Genomic DNA, 17386 nt, shown 5'->3' with positions numbered 1-17386 from the left:
TAACGAAAGTCAAAATTAAAAGCGACTACTTTAGTCGCCTTTTTTTTATTGATTACAGTTGTATTCTTGAGAACATGAAATGATTTGTTCACAATATTTAGGGCCAGAAACTTTTCCACTACAATCGCACTCACAATATTTAGCATTGATTAGAACAATACCTCCATTTAAAGTTTTTTGATCTTTTTTTGTTAATACAGATACTCCATTAACATTTAATAAGTTTTTCATAGTAATATAAATGAGGTTAATAATTGTTTTAAATTTAAAAACTTTCCTTGTTAATTAAAATATAAATAACATTTTTTAATGTTAAAAAAGTAAGGTCTCATAATAATATCGACCTTTAACTCATATAATTGATGAATAACTAATACTTATTAAAATGAAAAAAATCTTTATCACACTATTCTTAATCGTATCAATTACGGTCTCTTCTCAAGAAAAGAAAGAGAACTTCATAAGAAAAATAGAAGATACACATAAAAAAGTTGATTTTTTAAATAAAAAATACCTTAGTTACGATATTTCCATTCAGTTTGGAGGCAAAGATTACATGAAAGGAACTATAATGCAGGAAACTGGAGGAGGAAAGATTAAAATTATAAAAGAAAGTGGAGCCGTTATTATTTTTGATGGAACCAATGTTTATGGAAAGGGAATTACTACTAAAGCTAAAGCTGGAGCACGATTCGATATTTTTACATGGTCATATTTCTTAGGTTTACCATATAAATTAAAAGATTCTGGTACAGTTTGGTCTGAATTTAAAAAGAATACTTGGGGAGGTAATGATTTAGATACTGGTAAGCTAGCATTTGAGTCAGGAACTGGTGATGCTCCAGATGATTGGTATATTATTTATAAAACAAAAGATCATGTTTTAGAAGGAGCAGCTTATATTGTAAGCTTTGGTAAAGGCAAGGAAGCAGCAGAAAAAGAGCCTCATGCTGTAAAATATAATAGCTATAAAACTATAGAAGGAATTCCTTTTTCAACGAACTGGACATTTCATTTATGGACAATAGAGCAAGGTTATACAGATCAAATAGGAGAAGTTAGTTTATCTAATATTAAATTTTTAGACAATATTGACTTTAAAATTCCTGAAGGAAGTGAAATAATTAATGCTCCAAAGTAATTTTTCAACACTTAAAAAACAAAAAAAACTACCGTTCTTACACGGTAGTTTTTTATTCTTTATAAGAAATGATAAAAATTATTTCTTTTCCTCAGTAGTTTCTTCTTTACTTTTATCTTCAGCAGCCATTTTAGCGTCTTCAGCTTTTACTTTTTCATGATCTTTAACCATTTTGTTGTGTTCGTCTAACATTTCTTGGTGTTGTTTCTTTAAAACTTCATGATCTTTTACCATTTGCTCTAAAGAAATTTCTCCAGTTAAATGTTTTTCTTCTAAAGCTTTGTGTTCACTCATTAGTTTTTTATGTTTTTCAACTAAAGATGTATGAGATCCAAGTATAGCCGCATGAGCTTTTTCATTCACTACATGTAAAGAATCATTTTTTAAATCTTTGTGAGATGAAAGCATAGCACTGTGATCGTCGCCCATACTTGCATGTTTCTTTTCAATCTCTTCATGAGTTTTCATCATAACTTCATGTTCTGCAACCAAAGCTTTATGTTCAGGGCTTTCTGCGGGATTTTTTTTACATGATACGATTGCTACAGTCAAACAAATCAAGATTGATTTTGATAAAAATTTCATAATTGGGTATTTTTGGGATTATTTAATTACAATATAACGATTAAAAAAAGAAAATCATATGTAGAGTATTAAGAAAATGTCATAATGACATTTTTTTAGTGTTGGCAGTATTCTTGCAATCAATAAGCAAACAAAAAATAAAGAAACGATTTACAATGAGTAAAGATCAATATACTAAAGAAGACGAATTTAATGACGCAATGAAAGAAGCAGAAATGAATTCTGTTGAAGGTCAATTAGATGAAAATGAGTTAGAAAACAAAGAAGAGGATAATAAATCGGAAGATGAAAAACCATCATCAGAGGCTTTATTACAGGCAGAAAAAGATAAATATTTGCGTTTATTTGCTGAATTTGAAAACTACAAAAGAAGAACATCTAAAGAAAGAATTGAACTTTTTAAAACTGCAAATCAGGAATTAATGACAGTTTTACTGCCAATTCTTGATGATTTTGAAAGAGCATTAACACATATTGAAGACGATAAAGAAGCAGAAGAGTTAAGAAAAGGAGTATTATTAATTTATCAAAAATTACTTAAAACTCTAGAACAAAAAGGATTGTCTGCTATAGAAGTGAATCAAGGAGATGTTTTTGATGCAGATACTCATGATGCAATAACACAAATCCCAGCACCATCTGATGATTTGAAAGGGAAAATTATAGATTGCGTAGAGAAAGGATATAAACTTGGAGATAAAATCATTCGTCATCCTAAAGTTGTAGTAGGACAAGCTTAAATATTTATCAGTTGTCAATCATCGGTGATCAATGATCATTGTTAATAGATAATTGTTAATTGTTAATTGAATAAAAATGGCAAAACAAGATTATTACGAAATATTAGGAGTAGCAAAATCTGCTACACAGGCAGAGATTAAAAAGGCTTATCGTAAGATGGCAATTAAGTACCATCCAGATAAGAATCCAGATAACAAAGAAGCTGAAGAAAAGTTCAAATTGTGTGCTGAAGCCTATGAAGTTCTAAGCGATGAGCAGAAAAAAGCGCGTTACGATCAGTTTGGTCATGCAGCCTTTGAAGGCGGAGCTGGAGGTTTCGGCGGTGGCGGAATGAACATGGATGACATTTTTAGTCAGTTTGGAGATATCTTTGGAGGAGCCTTCGGAGGCGGTTTTGGCGGTTTTGGCGGTGGTGGTCGCGGAAGAGCTAGAGTAAAAGGAGGAAATCTTCGTATTCGTGTCAAATTAACTTTAGAAGAGATAGCTAAAGGAGTAGAGAAGAAAGTAAAAGTTCGTAGAAAAGTTCAAGCAGACGGAGTTACTTATAAAACCTGTACAACATGTAATGGTACAGGTCAAATCATGCGAGTTACCAATACAATATTGGGAAGAATGCAAACAGCAACCACATGTACAACTTGTCAAGGTGCTGGAGAAATGATTGATAAACGACCTAACGATGCAGATGCTCAAGGAATGGTTGTTAAAGAAGAAACGGTTTCGATAAATATTCCTGAAGGTGTTACAGAAGGAGTTCAATTAAAAGTTGGAGGAAAAGGAAACGAAGCTCCAGGTAAAAATTCTATTCCAGGTGATTTACTAGTTTTGATTGAAGAAGTACAACACGAAACAATCAAACGTGAAGGAAGTAACTTACATTATGATTTATACATTAATTTTTCTGAAGCAGTATTAGGAACTTCAAGAGAAATAGAAACAGTTACAGGGAAAGTTAAAATTAAAGTTGAAGCAGGTACTCAATCTGGAAAAATCTTAAGACTTAAAGGTAAAGGATTGCCAAGTATAGAAAGATATGGAACAGGAGACTTCTTAATCCATATTAATGTGTGGACGCCACAAGAATTAACAAAAGAACAACGTAAGTTTTTTGAGTCGATGTTGGTAGATGATAACTTTTCTCCTAACCCTCAAAAATCAGATAAATCATTTTTTGATAGAGTAAAAGATATGTTTTCTTAACGAAAACATATTTTTTTTGTTTTTTTTTGTTAGAAGTTAAAAAAAGTTATATATTTGTAGTGTCTAGAAGACGTTCTAGATACTTTTTCTTTTTCATAGCAATTTTCCCACTCAATCTTTGAGTGGGTTTTTTTATGAAAACTATCAAGTAAAAAATTAAATTAGCAGACCTAGCCTTATCGCTAGGAGTTTAACTCTTAGAGGAAAGTCCGGACACCGAAGAGTAAGCATAGCGGATAACATCCGTCCAGTGTAAACTGAGGACAAGTGCAACAGAAAGAATGTACAGGTAATGCTGTAGTGAAATCAGGTAAACTCTATGCGGTGCAATGCCACGTATATTAGAGCTCGAGTGCTACTCGCACGATTCTAAGGGGTAGGCAGATAGATTTTTGCAGTAATGCACTAACTAGATAAATGATAAGGACTTTTTTGTATTAAAAAGTTACAGAATCCGGCTTATTGGTCTGCTTTTTCTTTTAAATTATTTTTTAATATCTCAAAATCTTGTATTTAAAATTGTGAATTTGATAATTTACGTTTTCTTTTTTAGTAAATTGATAAAAAATGTCTTTTTAGGATGGTTTTTGTTAGATAATATTTAATGTTTGATCGAAAACGTTATATTATTTTCAAATATGAACGAAAATTAGTAAATTCGCCAGACTTAAAATTATAAACATTTACTGTGTAATTTTTGTTTGTAAGCAACTCATAAAAATTGAGTCTTATTTAATAGAAATTACATAGGACAATTAAACTAGAATAGTCTTGCAGATGATATGCAACTATACAAACGACATTGTTACAATTAACTATGGCAAAGTAAGATTAGGCGTAAACAACTAATTGATAAAATTGCCTTTAACATTGAAAAGATTTTTCTATTATGAACTACCAAGATTACCTAAAAGAGATTGAAGAAAGGAAAGAGCTAGGTTTACATCCTAAGCCAATTGATGGCAGCGAATTGCTTAGTGAAATTATCTCACAAATTAAAGATGTAAATAATGAGCACAGAAAAGAGTCTCTTAATTTCTTTATTTATAATACATTACCAGGTACAACAAGTGCAGCTGGCGTAAAAGCAAAGTTTTTAAAAGAGATTATCCTAGGAGAATCTGTAGTAGAGGAGATTACACCTACTTTTGCTTTTGAGCAGTTATCACATATGAAAGGAGGTCCTTCAATCGAAGTACTTTTAGATTTAGCATTAGGAAACGATTCAAGTATTGCTGAAGAAGCTGCTAAAGTTTTAAAAACACAAGTATTCTTATATGAAGCAGATACTGAGCGTTTAGAAAATGCGATGAAAGATGGTAATAGCTTAGCTAAAGATATTATCGAAAGCTATGCTAAAGCTGAATTCTTTACTGAGTTACCAGAAGTTGACGAAGAAATAGAAGTAGTGACTTATGTTGCAGGTGTTGGAGATATTTCTACAGATTTACTTTCTCCTGGTGCTGATGCACACTCAAGATCAGATCGTGAGTTACACGGTCAATCTATGTTTGAGCATAATAAGGATATGCAAAATGAATTATTAGCACTACAAAAACAACACCCAGATAAACGTGTAATGTTAATTGCAGAGAAAGGAACAATGGGAGTTGGTTCTTCTCGTATGTCAGGTGTAAATAACGTGGCTTTATGGACAGGTATTTCTTCTAGTCCATATGTACCATTTATTAACATTGCTCCAGTAATTGCAGGAACAAATGGTATTGCGCCAATTTTCTTAACAACAGTTGGTGTTACAGGAGGTATTGGAATCGACCTTAAAAACTGGGTAAAGCAAAAAGATGAAAATGGAAATACTATCGTAGATGAAGATGGTGATCCAATCTTAAAAGAAGTATATTCAGTTAAAACAGGTACTGTTTTAACAATCAATACTAAAGAAAAGAAATTATACAACGGAGATACTGAATTAAAAGATATCTCAACTGCATTAACTCCTCAAAAGATGGAGTTTATTAAAGCAGGAGGTTCTTACGCAGTAGTTTTCGGTAAGAAATTACAAACTTTTGCATGTAAAGCTTTAGGAATTGATGTTCCTCAAGTTTATGCGCCTTCTAAAGAAATTTCTATTGAAGGTCAAGGTTTAACTGCAGTAGAGAAAATTTTCAATAGAAATGCTGTAGGTAATACTCCAGGTGTTACTTTACATGCTGGTTCAAATACTCGTGTAGAGGTTAATATTGTAGGATCTCAAGATACTACTGGTTTAATGACTTCTCAAGAGTTAGAAATGATGGCAGCTACTGTAATTTCTCCAATCGTAGATGCTGGATATCAATCGGGATGTCACACAGCTTCTGTATGGGATGATAAGTCAAAAGCTAACATTCCAAGATTAATGAAGTTTATGAATGACTTCGGATTAATTACTGGACGTGATCCAAAAGGAGTTTACCATGCAATGACAGATGTTATTCATAAAGTATTAAATGACATTGCTGTTGATGATTGGGATGTAATTATTGGTGGTGATTCACATACAAGAATGGCAAAAGGTGTTGCTTTCGGAGCTGATTCTGGAACAGTAGCTTTAGCTTTAGCAACAGGAGAGGCTACTATGCCAATTCCTCAGTCTGTTAAAGTAACATTCAAAGGAAACATGGTTCCTTACATGGATTTCCGTGATGTAGTGCATGCTACACAACAACAAATGTTAGATCAATTTGAAGGAGAAAATGTATTCCAAGGTAAGATTATTGAAGTACACATTGGAACTTTAACTTCTGATCAAGCATTTACATTTACAGATTGGACTGCTGAAATGAAGGCTAAAGCTTCTATTTGTATTTCTGAAGATGAAACATTAATAGAATCATTAGTAATTTCTAGAGATCGTATTCAAATTATGATCGATAAAGGAATGGATAATGAAAAGCAAGTATTACAAGGTTTAGTTGACAAAGCTAACAATCGTATTGCTGAATTAGAATCTGGAAGCAGACCAGCTTTAAGACCAGATGCTGATGCTAAATATTATGCTGAAGTTGTTATTGACTTAGACAAGATTGTTGAGCCAATGATTGCTGATCCAGATGTAAATAACGAAGATGTTTCTAAGCGTTATACACACGATAATATTCAACCTTTATCTTTCTACGGAGGAACTAAGAAAGTTGATTTAGGTTTCGTAGGATCTTGTATGATTCACAAAGGAGATATGAAAATTTTAGCTCAAATGTTAAAGAACATTGAAGCGCAACAAGGTGAAGTTAAATTCAATGCTCCATTAGTAGTTGCACCTCCAACATATAACATTGTTGACGAGTTAAAAGCAGAAGGAGATTGGGAAGTATTAGCTAAATATTCAGGTTTTGTATTTGATGATGATGCACCTAAAGCTGCAGCACGTACAAAATATGAAAACGTATTATATTTAGAGCGTCCAGGATGTAACTTATGTATGGGGAATCAAGAAAAAGCAGAACCAGGAGATACGGTAATGGCTACTTCTACTCGTTTATTCCAAGGTCGTGTAGTAAGAGATTCTAAAGAGAAAAAAGGAGAATCTTTATTATCATCAACTCCAGTAGTAGTATTATCTTCAATTTTAGGAAGAACTCCAACATTAGAAGAATATCAAGCAGCTGTAGAGGGTATTGTATTAACTAAATTCAAGCCTTCTCAAAAGCTATTAGTTGTTTAATTAGCAACTTTTATAACACATTATAAAGCTCAAGTTTTTACTTGAGCTTTTTTTATTTCAAAAAGCTTATTTAAACTCATTATAATTAAAAAGCGTATAAGTTTCTATCATGTTTTTTTGGTAAATTAGTCTACAAACTAAAACTTAAAGTTCATGGCTTTTGACATTGATATGATAAAAGAGGTTTATGGAAAAGTAGTTGAAAGAGTAGATGCCGCTCGAAAGATTACTGGTAAACCGTTAACATTAGCAGAAAAAATATTATACACGCACCTTTGGGATGGTAATCCTTCTAAAGCTTTTCAAAGAGGTAAAGATTATGTAGATTTTGCTCCAGATAGAGTTGCTTGTCAAGATGCGACAGCTCAAATGGCATTGCTACAATTCATGCAAGCAGGTAAAGATAAAGTTGCTGTTCCAACTACTGTACACTGTGATCATTTAATTCAAGCAAAAGAAGGAGCAAGCACAGATTTACAAAATGCATTAAACATAAGTAATGAAGTATTTAATTTCTTAGAGTCAGTTTCAAATAAATACGGAATTGGTTTCTGGAAACCTGGAGCAGGAATAATTCATCAAGTAGTTCTAGAAAATTATGCTTTTCCTGGTGGAATGATGATTGGTACAGATTCACATACCGTAAATGCTGGTGGATTAGGAATGGTTGCTATTGGAGTTGGTGGAGCTGATGCCGTAGATGTTATGGCAGGTATGCCATGGGAATTAAAATTCCCTAAATTAATCGGAGTAAAATTAACTGGAAAATTATCGGGTTGGACTGCTCCAAAAGATGTGATTTTAAAAGTAGCAGAAATTTTAACTGTAAAAGGTGGAACAGGTGCTATTGTTGAATATTTTGGACCTGGAGCAACAGGAATGTCTTGTACAGGAAAAGGAACAATTTGTAACATGGGAGCAGAAATTGGAGCGACAACTTCTACTTTTGGTTACGACGATTCAATGGAACGTTATTTACGTGCTACAGATAGAGCTGATGTTGCTGATGCTGCAAATGAAATAAAAGATTATTTAACTGCTGATGCTGAAGTTTATGCAAATCCTGAACAATATTTCGATCAAGTAATTGAAATCAACTTATCAGAATTACAACCATTATTAAATGGACCTTTTACACCTGATTTATCTACGCCAGCTGGACCTGAAATGACAGAAAAAGCAAATGCAAATGATTGGCCTTTAAAAGTTGAGTGGGGATTAATTGGTTCTTGTACGAACTCTTCTTATGAAGATTTATCACGTGCTTCTTCAATCGCACAACAAGCTCTAGATAAAGGATTAAAAACAAAAGCAGAATTCGGAATTAATCCAGGCTCAGAACAAGTTCGTTATACAGCAGAACGTGATGGAATTCTTGGAGTTTTTGAAAAGTTAGACGCAACCATATTTACAAATGCATGCGGACCTTGTATTGGACAATGGGCACGTTATAAAGATCCAAAAAATGCACCTAAGAATAGTATTGTACATTCTTTCAATAGAAATTTTGCTAAACGTGCAGACGGAAATCCAAATACACATGCTTTTGTAGCTTCACCAGAATTAGTGGCAGCTATTGCGATTGCAGGTAGATTAGACTTTAATCCGATTACAGATACATTAATTAATGAAAATGGTGAAGAAGTAAAACTTGATGAACCTACAGGATGGGAATTACCACCAAAAGGTTTTGAAGTTAAAGAGAATGGATACTTGGAGCCAGTTGCAGACGGAAGTGGAGTAGAAGTAGTTGTAGATCCAAACTCTGAACGTTTAGAATTATTAACGCCATTTACACCTATCGGAAACGAAATTAAAGGAGCAAAACTTTTAATTAAAGCTTACGGTAAATGTACAACCGATCATATTTCTATGGCAGGTCCATGGTTACGTTACAGAGGACATTTAGATAATATTTCTAACAACTGTTTAATTGGAGCTGTAAATGCTTACAATAAACAAACAAATTTTGTGAAAAGTCAAATAAATGGAGAATACGATGCAGTTCCAGCAACTCAAAGAGCATATAAAGCAGCAGGTATTCCAACAGTAGTTGTTGGTGATCATAATTATGGAGAAGGTTCATCTCGTGAACATGCAGCTATGGAACCACGTCATTTAGGAGTAGTAGCAGTAATTGTTAAGTCATTTGCTCGTATACACGAAACAAATTTGAAGAAACAAGGAATGCTTGGTTTAACTTTTGATAATGAATCGGATTATGATTTAATTCAAGAAGATGATACTTTCAATTTTTTAGATTTAAATGAGTTTGCTCCAGATAAACAATTAACAATCGAAGTTGCACATGCAGACGGTTCAAAAGATGAAATTAAAGTAAATCATACTTACAACCAAAGTCAAATAGAATGGTATAATGAAGGTTCTGCTTTAAATTTAATTAAGAAGCAAAACGCTTAAGAAAAATATATAAAAACTAATTAAAAATTAACTCTTGATTAAAAAATCAAGAGTTTTTTTGTAAGTAAAGAAAAAAATTACCGACTAAAGCGCATAATTAACGAAAAAACTAATTTATAATGAAAAAATTAATTTTAGGGGTTATAGCTTTAGCCTTTACTTTTACATTTACTTCTTGTAACGACGACGAAGAAGTAGTAAATACTGAAGCTGGTACTTTAAACGGAGGACCTTTTACTTTTTTTGTAGATGGTAAAGTAGATAATGTATCAGGTGTTACTGTTACAGGTAATATACAAGGATCTAATACTTCATTCATTGTTACAGATGATACTGGTTTAATTTTAGGATTACCAGGTGATATTACAGCTTTAGAAGGTGTGAACTTCGATGGAGCTGGTGTAGGTAAATGTTATATTTGGCATATTGCTTATGAAGATGGTTTATCAGGTTTAGAAGTTGGTGAAAACGCTAATGACTTAACACCAGGAAATCTTTTTGATTTATCAAACAATATTGAAGTAAACAGAGAAGGTGGACCAGTAGCAGGAACGCTTACTGGTGGACCATTTATTTTTGCTGCAGGTGATGGAAATGTAGATAATGTTTCTGGAGTTGCTGTAACTGGAAGTCCTGAAGGATCTGAAAGTTCATTCATTGTTACAGATGAGGCTGGTATGATTTTAGGTTTACCAGGAGACATCGCTACTTTAGAAGGAGTTGATTTCGATGGTGCTGGAGTTGGTAAATGTTTAATTTGGTATATTCGTTATGAAGGATCTGCGGTAGATTTAGGACTAGAAATGGGGAAAAACGCGAATGATTTAAACGGTGTTTTCTCATTATCTAATTCAATTGATGTAGATAGAGTTGCACCTCCAGTAGCTGGAATGTTAACAGGAGGACCATACCAATTTGGTGTTGGTGATGGTATTGCAGATAATGTTTCTAATGTTATGGTAACTGGTAATCCAGTAGGTTCTAAAAGTTCTTTTATTGTAACAGACGATGCAGGAATGATTTTAGGTTTGCCAGCAGATATGACAGCTTTAGAAGGAGTTGATTTTGATGGTGCCGGAGTTGGTAAATGTTTAATTTGGTATATTCGTTACGAAGGTGAATTAGAAGGTTTAGCAATGGGAGAAAATGCAAATAATATAGAAGGTATTTTTTCTTTATCTAACTCAATTGACGTTGATAGAGTTACAGCTCCAGTAGCAGGAATGTTAACAGGAGGACCATTTACTTTTGTAGCTGGTGACGGTATGGTTGATAATGTTTCTGGTATCGCGGTTACAGGATCTCCTGTAGGAACTAACAGATCTTTTATTGTAACAGATGATGCAGGAATGATATTAGGATTACCTGGAGATATGACAGCTTTACAAGGCGTGAACTTTGATGGTGCCGGAGTTGGTAAATGTTTAATTTGGTACATTAGATATGAAGATGGTCTAGAAGGTTTAGAAATGAATAAAAATGCAAATGACCTTAAAGGTGTGTTCGCTTTATCTAACTCAATTGATGTAGATAGAGTTGCGCAACCTGAAGCTGGAATGTTAACAGGAGGACCATTTAATTTTACAGCTGGTGATGGTATGGTAGACAATGTTTCAGGCGTTGCAGTTACAGGAAATCCAGTAGGTTCTAAAAGTTCATTTATTGTAACAGATGACGCAGGAATGATTTTAGGATTACCTGGAGATATGACAGCATTAGAAGGTGTTAATTTTGATGGTGCAGGAGTTGGAAAATGTCTAATTTGGTACATCCGTTATGAAGGTGATCTAGAAGGTTTAGAAGTAGGTAAAAATGCATCAACTGATCTAAATGGTATTTTTGATTTATCAAATTCTATAGATGTAAATAGAAACTAAGCTTTAAGTTTAAATTTATATAAAAAGAAGTGCAGTTTTTACTGCACTTTTTTATTTTTATCACATGAAAGAAATTCTAAATTCTATACAGAAAACTAGTTTGAAAGTAATAGATACTCGTTTTACTATTAACGATTTCATTCCAATTTCTATCTCAACTAAAAATAATGATTTAAACACTTTCGATGTAAGCTCTTCAGAAGAATGGTCAACATATTTAGAGAGGTTTTTAAAAGAAAAAAACGCTAAAGTAGCTTTTGGAGGGTATATTGAAAAAAGAGACATTTATAAAAGAAGTGCTTATTTTAATTCTTCCGAAGAAAATGAGCGAAATATTCATTTAGGAATAGATTTATGGTGTGACGCTGGAACAAAAGTTCTTTCAGTTTTAGATGGAGAAATACACAGTTTTAAAAATAACTTGAATCATGGAGATTATGGACCAACAATAATTATCAAACATCAAGTAAAAGATATTGAGTTTTATAGTTTATACGGTCATTTATCTTTAGATTCATTGGAGAATATTAAAGTTGGACAAAAAGTAACTCAGGAAGAAGTTATCGGATATTTAGGAGAGAATACAGTAAATGGAGATTATGCCCCGCATTTGCATTTTCAATTGATTGTAGATATGCAAGGTAAGCAAGGAGATTACCCTGGGGTTTGTTCAAAAGAAGATGTAGATTTTTACAAACAAAATTGTCCAAATCCAAATTTACTCTTAAAATTGCCAAATGAAATATAGACAGCTAACAAAAGAACAGTTTGAAAGTTTACATGAAGAATTTTCAAAGTTTTTAGCAACACAAGGAGTAGATTTTAACGAGTGGAAAAAAATAAAAGAACAACAGCCTGCTTTAGCAGAAAATGAATTGAATTTATTTAGCGATATCGTTTGGGAAGATGTATTAAAAAGAGCAGAATATTTAGAGCATTTTTCTAAAAATACTATCAATCTCTTTGAATGTAAAGAAGATAAAATTTCTAGAATAGTAATTAAAGTTCATAAAGAAGTTGATTTATTGACACAAAATGATTATAATTGGTTACTAGAAAACTATGATTCTGAAGATGTAGAGCTGTTTAATGGAACAAAAAACTATTCTTCAGAGAGAAACATAGAAATATTTGATTTAATAGAAAAAGGTAGTGCCATTAGTAAGGGTGATTTATACAACTTTTTTGAAAAAATTATAAGTTAATTATCAACAATTACATTTTTGGTCTAACTTTTGTTTATTTTTGAGTAAAAACACAATCTATCAAAATGAAGAAATTAGTATTAGCATTATTTTTAGGTTTATTAACTTTCACTGTTAAGGCACAAGAAGTGGAAACAATCTTAACTTCTGGAAAATGGTTCATTGAATCTATTCAAGAAAAAGGTGAAGAACCTGAATTAGCATCGAATAAAACCGATGAATGGTTAGTATTTTCTAAAGATGGAAAAGTTGAGGAGAATCACTTTGGTGATTCTAAAACCTTTTCATGGACTTACGATAAGAGTAAGAAAATGATTAAACTTTCTGGAGATGAAACAATTTTCCATAGAGTTATTGAAATTTCTGAAAGTAAACTTATCATCGAGTTAGTAGAAGATCTTGAGAACTCAGACGACAATTTAATGATTACTTACATTAAGTAATTCTAATAATTTTTTTGTCCCCAAAGAAGCTACGTCTTTAATAATTGTTAAATTATTAAAGGCGTTTTTATTTACCATAGGTTTAGGATCAATAAAATATATAGGTGTTTCTTCCTCAATAAAATTGATTAAACTAGCTGCAGGATAAACTTGCATTGAAGTTCCAATGATAACAAAAATATCTGCTTGTTCAACAATTTCAACAGCTTTTGGTATCATAGGTACATCTTCACCAAACCACACGATGTAAGGGCGTAATTGAGAACCATCTTTAGCTTTGTCGCCAATATTTATATCTTTAGTCCATTCACAAATAAAATCATCTGAAATCGAACTTTTTGCTTTTAAAAGCTCTCCATGCAAATGAATAATATGTGAACTTTTAGCTCGCTCATGTAAATCATCAACATTTTGTGTAATGATATGTACTTCATATTCATCCTCTAACTTTTTCAGGTTAAAGTGAGCTTCATTAGGAGAAACGTCAAATAGTTGTCTTCTTCTTTGGTTGTAAAAATCTAAAACCAATTCAGGATTATTTCTAAAACCTTGTGGAGAAGCTACTTCCATAATATCATGACCTTCCCATAATCCATCAGCATCTCTAAAAGTATTTATTCCGCTTTCTGCGCTAATTCCAGCTCCTGTAAGTACAACTAATTTTTTCATGTTTCTAAAGTAATAATTTTTATAAGTTTGCGGTATGATAGATGAAGAATTATTACAATATTTAGAAGGTTACGTTACAGACAATAGAAAGCAAACATTTAAAGAGGTACTAGCTAATAGAACTAAGCATTTTACTGTAGTTTTAGAGAACGTCTTTCAACCACATAATGCAAGTGCTGTAGTAAGAAGTTGTGATATTTTCGGAATTCAAGATGTATATACTGTAGAGAATAGTTATGTCAACAAGGTTTCAAGAAAAATAGCCAAAGGAAGTCAAAAATGGTTAGATTTTCATCGATTTAAATCTCAAAACAATAATACTCAAGAATGTTTTGAAGATTTAAAGAATAAAGGATATCAAATTATAGCAACCACACCACATAACGATTCTTGTTATTTATCTGATTTTGATATCACCAAAAAATCTGCTTTTGTTTTTGGAGTAGAAAGAGAAGGAGTTTCTGAATTTATGATGGAAAATGCAGACGGTTATTTAAAAATTCCAATGGTAGGTTTTACAGAAAGTTTAAATATTTCCGTTGCTGCAGCTATTATACTTCAAGATGTTACCACTCGTTTAAGAAAATCTGATGTAAATTGGCAACTAACAAAACAAGAACAGTTAACTATTTATTCGGAGTGGATTGAAAAGTCTCTTAAAAATGCAGATAAACTGAAAGAGTTTTATAAAGACAATAAATAGTATGAATTTCCTTTAAAGTTAATTAGAACTTTAAGTTTACTGATTTCAATCATTTGTTTATTCCTACTGATCTCCACCAACAAAACAGGAGAAAGAGGAATGATAGTTGTTTTATTGCTTCCTATATTTTTTATTTTTTTACTAGTATTTGCGTTTGTATATAAAAAATAAAGCTATAAATCGTAAATGGTAGTAGGAAGAAATTATTGTACACTTAACTACAAATACTTTATTTCTTATAATTTATTAGCTTAAATTTTAATAATAACTTAAAATAATCATGTTATTTTTTGTAGAGTATTAATTTTTTTTTAAGTTTGGTCAACCAATCTGGTAAACCAGTTAAAAATATACTGTTTTAAAATCATTAAAATGTTATGTTTTTGTAACCAGAAAATCTAAGAGCTACAATATAATGGGGAAAATTATCCTAAAAGTAAGAAAGTTTATTTTATGTTTCATTATTATTGCTATGTGTTGCAATTGTAATACGGTCACTAAAAATGAAATTTTAGTTAAAACTAAGGCGGCTTTGGAAGAAGCTATTCATAAAGCAAAACCAGGAGATGTTATTCTGTTATCTAATGGTGAGTGGGAAGATATTGAGTTAAAGTTTTATGCTATAGGAACAAAAAAGGCTCCAATTACACTTAAAGCACAAGAAAAAGGGAAAGTATTTATTACAGGTAAATCTTTTTTAAAAATTGGAGGCGAGTATTTAAAAGTTGAAGATTTACACTTTAAAGATGGTTACACAACAGAGAAAGCAGTAATTCGTTTTAAGGTAGATAATAATAAAATCGCAAAAAATTGTACAGTTTCTAATTGTGTAATTGAAGATTTTACTCAACCAGATAGAAATAAAAAAGATCATTGGATTGAATTTTGGGGACAACAAAATCAGTTAGATCATTGTTACATAACAGGAAAAAGTAACCAAGGACCCACACTTAGAGTTTTCTTAAAAGGAAACGAAAACATAAATACTTACCATAAAATTTTCGCTAATCATTTTGGACCTAGACCAAGAAAAGGTGGTCCTAGAGCTGAAACTATGCAAATTGGCGATAGTTATACTTCAATGACTCCAGCTTATGTTAAGGTAGAGAATAATTATTTTGAAAAATGTAACGGAGAAGTAGAAATTATTTCTAGTAAATCTAATTTTAATGAGTTTAATCACAATGTTTTTTACCAGTGTGAAGGTTCTTTAGTATTGAGGCATGGTAATTACAATAAAATAAATGGAAACATTTTTATAGGTAACGATAGCTCTGATTTCATCGGGGGAATTAGAGTTATCAATACCGGTCACTGGATTACCAATAATTATTTCTATAATTTAAAAGGAAAAGAATTTAGAGCGCCATTAGCTATAATGAACGGAATACCTAAGTCACCTTTAAATAGGTATAATCAAGTAACAGACGTTGTTATTGCTAATAATAGTTGGGTGAATTGTCGTGCGCCATTTCATTTTAGTGTTGGAGCAAATTTAGAACAAAGTGATGTTTTACCACCTTCAGAAATTAGATCAGCAAGACCAGAAAGAGTCATCATCGCGAATAATATCCTATATAACGAAAGCTATGAAGATATTCCAATTGTTACTTACGATAAAGTTGATGGAATTTCGTTCTATAAAAACATTTCTAATAATCCAAATATAAGTAAGGTTCAAACAGAAGGAATAATAACCCAAAAGTTTGAAACTAAAGTAGAATCAAGCTGGTTGCAAATTTCAATAGCGATAAATGAAACTCCTTACGATGGATTTGAATTTGAAGATCGAATTACTACTGATTTATTTGGTAACAAAAGAGTGAATAATACTATTGGAGCTATTCAAATTGATGGCAAAAATATTAGTAAAGAAATAAATACAAATCAATACGGAACAGATTGGTTTCATCCAAATGATAAAAAAGTAACTGAAGAAGAATTTACAGTAAATACTGCTAAAGAATTAAAAGTTGCTATTGAAAAAACTAAAGAGAAAGCAGTAATCTACTTAACAGGAAATGATTATGAGTTAGAAACTTCTCTTCATATTAAAAAGAAGATAAAAATTACTCCAAAAGGCTCAAACAAAAAAGTAAATATAACCTTTATTTCTGATGTTCCAGCGTTTGTTTTACATCCAAATGCTAACTTAGAAATATCAGGGTTGAATCTGAAAGGGAATAAGAAAAATAAGGCATTTACTACTTTAAAAGAGTTGATGCATTCGCCATATAATTTAACTGTAAATGATACTAATGTAGAAGATTTTCAAACAATTTTAGAAGTTTCTAAAGGATCATTTGCAGACGAAATTACTATTAAAAACTCACAATTTGCCAACTGTAAAAATGGAATTCTTTTAAATAAAGAAACCAATGATAAAGGAGATTATAATGCAGAATTTTTAAAAATAGAGAATACTACTTTTAACAAGATTGAAAACAATGTTGTTGATTATTACAGAGGTGGATATGATGAATCTACAATAGGAGGGAATTTGATATTACAAAACTCAAAATTCATTAACTGCGGAAGAGGAGCTAAAAATGAGATTTTAATTAAAACAAGAGGAATTGTAAATATGGTTTTTAAAGACAATACATTTACAAATAATGCAGTAGATTATATCGCTATTTTGTGGGGAGCAAAAGGTCAAAAAGGAGTGAATAATACAATTCAAAACTCAGGGATTTTAAAAGTAGAAGAAAATTTAGCATTAAAATTAATCTACTAA

14 protein-coding genes and 1 other RNA gene are annotated in these 17386 nt (G+C 31.6%); 12 read left to right on the top strand and 3 right to left on the bottom strand.

Going from position 1 to position 17386, the window contains the following annotated elements; translation table 11 throughout:
- Positions 1-45: 45 nt before the first annotated feature.
- The gene (locus AQ1685_RS12275; RefSeq protein WP_095072556.1) at positions 46-231 is read right to left on the bottom strand and encodes a hypothetical protein; all 186 of its coding nucleotides are present in this window, start codon (positions 229-231) and stop codon (positions 46-48) included.
- Between the two features lie 154 nt (positions 232-385).
- On the opposite strand from AQ1685_RS12275, the gene AQ1685_RS12270 reads away from it, so the two are divergent.
- Positions 386-1141 carry a heat-shock protein Hsp90 gene (locus AQ1685_RS12270; RefSeq protein ID WP_095072554.1) on the top strand — a complete coding sequence of 252 codons (756 nt, stop codon included), beginning with the start codon at positions 386-388 and terminating at the stop codon, positions 1139-1141.
- 78 nt (positions 1142-1219) lie between these two features.
- On the opposite strand, the gene AQ1685_RS12265 is transcribed toward AQ1685_RS12270, so the two are convergent.
- Positions 1220-1726 carry a hypothetical protein gene (locus AQ1685_RS12265; protein WP_157730204.1) on the bottom strand — a complete coding sequence of 169 codons (507 nt, stop codon included), beginning with the start codon at positions 1724-1726 and terminating at the stop codon, positions 1220-1222.
- Between the two features lie 155 nt (positions 1727-1881).
- Here AQ1685_RS12265 and AQ1685_RS12260 point away from each other — a divergent pair, with 155 nt between their 5' ends.
- The 9 genes from AQ1685_RS12260 to AQ1685_RS12220 all read left to right on the top strand — a co-directional run bounded on the left by AQ1685_RS12260 (position 1882) and on the right by AQ1685_RS12220 (position 13277).
- On the top strand, positions 1882-2466 hold the full coding sequence (locus AQ1685_RS12260) for a nucleotide exchange factor GrpE (RefSeq protein ID WP_095072550.1): 585 nt from the start codon (positions 1882-1884) through the stop codon (positions 2464-2466).
- Positions 2467-2542: 76 nt separating this feature from the next.
- Positions 2543-3667 carry a molecular chaperone DnaJ gene (dnaJ, locus tag AQ1685_RS12255; RefSeq protein WP_095072549.1) on the top strand — a complete coding sequence of 375 codons (1125 nt, stop codon included), beginning with the start codon at positions 2543-2545 and terminating at the stop codon, positions 3665-3667.
- Positions 3668-3828: 161 nt separating this feature from the next.
- Positions 3829-4145, top strand: an RNA gene (gene rnpB / locus AQ1685_RS12250) — RNase P RNA component class A.
- A gap of 411 nt (positions 4146-4556) precedes the next feature.
- Positions 4557-7331, top strand: a complete 2775-nt coding sequence (locus AQ1685_RS12245; protein ID WP_173862357.1) for a bifunctional aconitate hydratase 2/2-methylisocitrate dehydratase — start codon at positions 4557-4559, stop codon at positions 7329-7331.
- A gap of 153 nt (positions 7332-7484) precedes the next feature.
- Complete coding sequence (locus AQ1685_RS12240; protein WP_095072546.1) at positions 7485-9752, top strand: aconitate hydratase; 2268 nt, start codon at positions 7485-7487, stop codon at positions 9750-9752.
- Between the two features lie 119 nt (positions 9753-9871).
- On the top strand, positions 9872-11629 hold the full coding sequence (locus tag AQ1685_RS12235; RefSeq protein WP_095072545.1) for a hypothetical protein: 1758 nt from the start codon (positions 9872-9874) through the stop codon (positions 11627-11629).
- Between the two features lie 64 nt (positions 11630-11693).
- Positions 11694-12377 (top strand): peptidoglycan DD-metalloendopeptidase family protein, encoded by a 684-nt coding sequence (locus AQ1685_RS12230; protein ID WP_095072543.1) that lies wholly within the window; start codon positions 11694-11696, stop codon positions 12375-12377.
- Complete coding sequence (locus tag AQ1685_RS12225; RefSeq protein WP_095072541.1) at positions 12367-12834, top strand: DUF6495 family protein; 468 nt, start codon at positions 12367-12369, stop codon at positions 12832-12834. The genes AQ1685_RS12230 and AQ1685_RS12225 overlap by 11 nt, the downstream gene beginning before the upstream one ends.
- A 65-nt stretch (positions 12835-12899) precedes the next feature.
- On the top strand, positions 12900-13277 hold the full coding sequence (locus AQ1685_RS12220) for a lipocalin family protein (protein ID WP_095072539.1): 378 nt from the start codon (positions 12900-12902) through the stop codon (positions 13275-13277).
- Here the strand turns inward: AQ1685_RS12220 and AQ1685_RS12215 are convergent.
- The gene (locus AQ1685_RS12215) at positions 13254-13946 is read right to left on the bottom strand and encodes a Sir2 family NAD-dependent protein deacetylase (protein ID WP_095072537.1); all 693 of its coding nucleotides are present in this window, start codon (positions 13944-13946) and stop codon (positions 13254-13256) included. The genes AQ1685_RS12220 and AQ1685_RS12215 overlap by 24 nt on opposite strands.
- 34 nt (positions 13947-13980) lie before the next feature.
- Here AQ1685_RS12215 and AQ1685_RS12210 point away from each other — a divergent pair, with 34 nt between their 5' ends.
- Both AQ1685_RS12210 and AQ1685_RS12205 read left to right on the top strand, forming a co-directional pair.
- The gene (locus AQ1685_RS12210; protein WP_095072535.1) at positions 13981-14649 is read left to right on the top strand and encodes a TrmH family RNA methyltransferase; all 669 of its coding nucleotides are present in this window, start codon (positions 13981-13983) and stop codon (positions 14647-14649) included.
- A 415-nt stretch (positions 14650-15064) separates the two neighbouring features.
- Positions 15065-17386: a chondroitinase-B domain-containing protein gene (locus AQ1685_RS12205; RefSeq protein WP_231970186.1), complete on the top strand. Its 2322-nt coding sequence runs from the start codon at positions 15065-15067 to the stop codon at positions 17384-17386.

The sequence above is a fragment of the Tenacibaculum jejuense genome (genome assembly GCF_900198195.1).
In the GTDB taxonomy this organism is placed as follows: domain Bacteria; phylum Bacteroidota; class Bacteroidia; order Flavobacteriales; family Flavobacteriaceae; genus Polaribacter; species Polaribacter jejuensis.
This window is presented reverse-complemented; position numbering and strand designations above follow the sequence as displayed.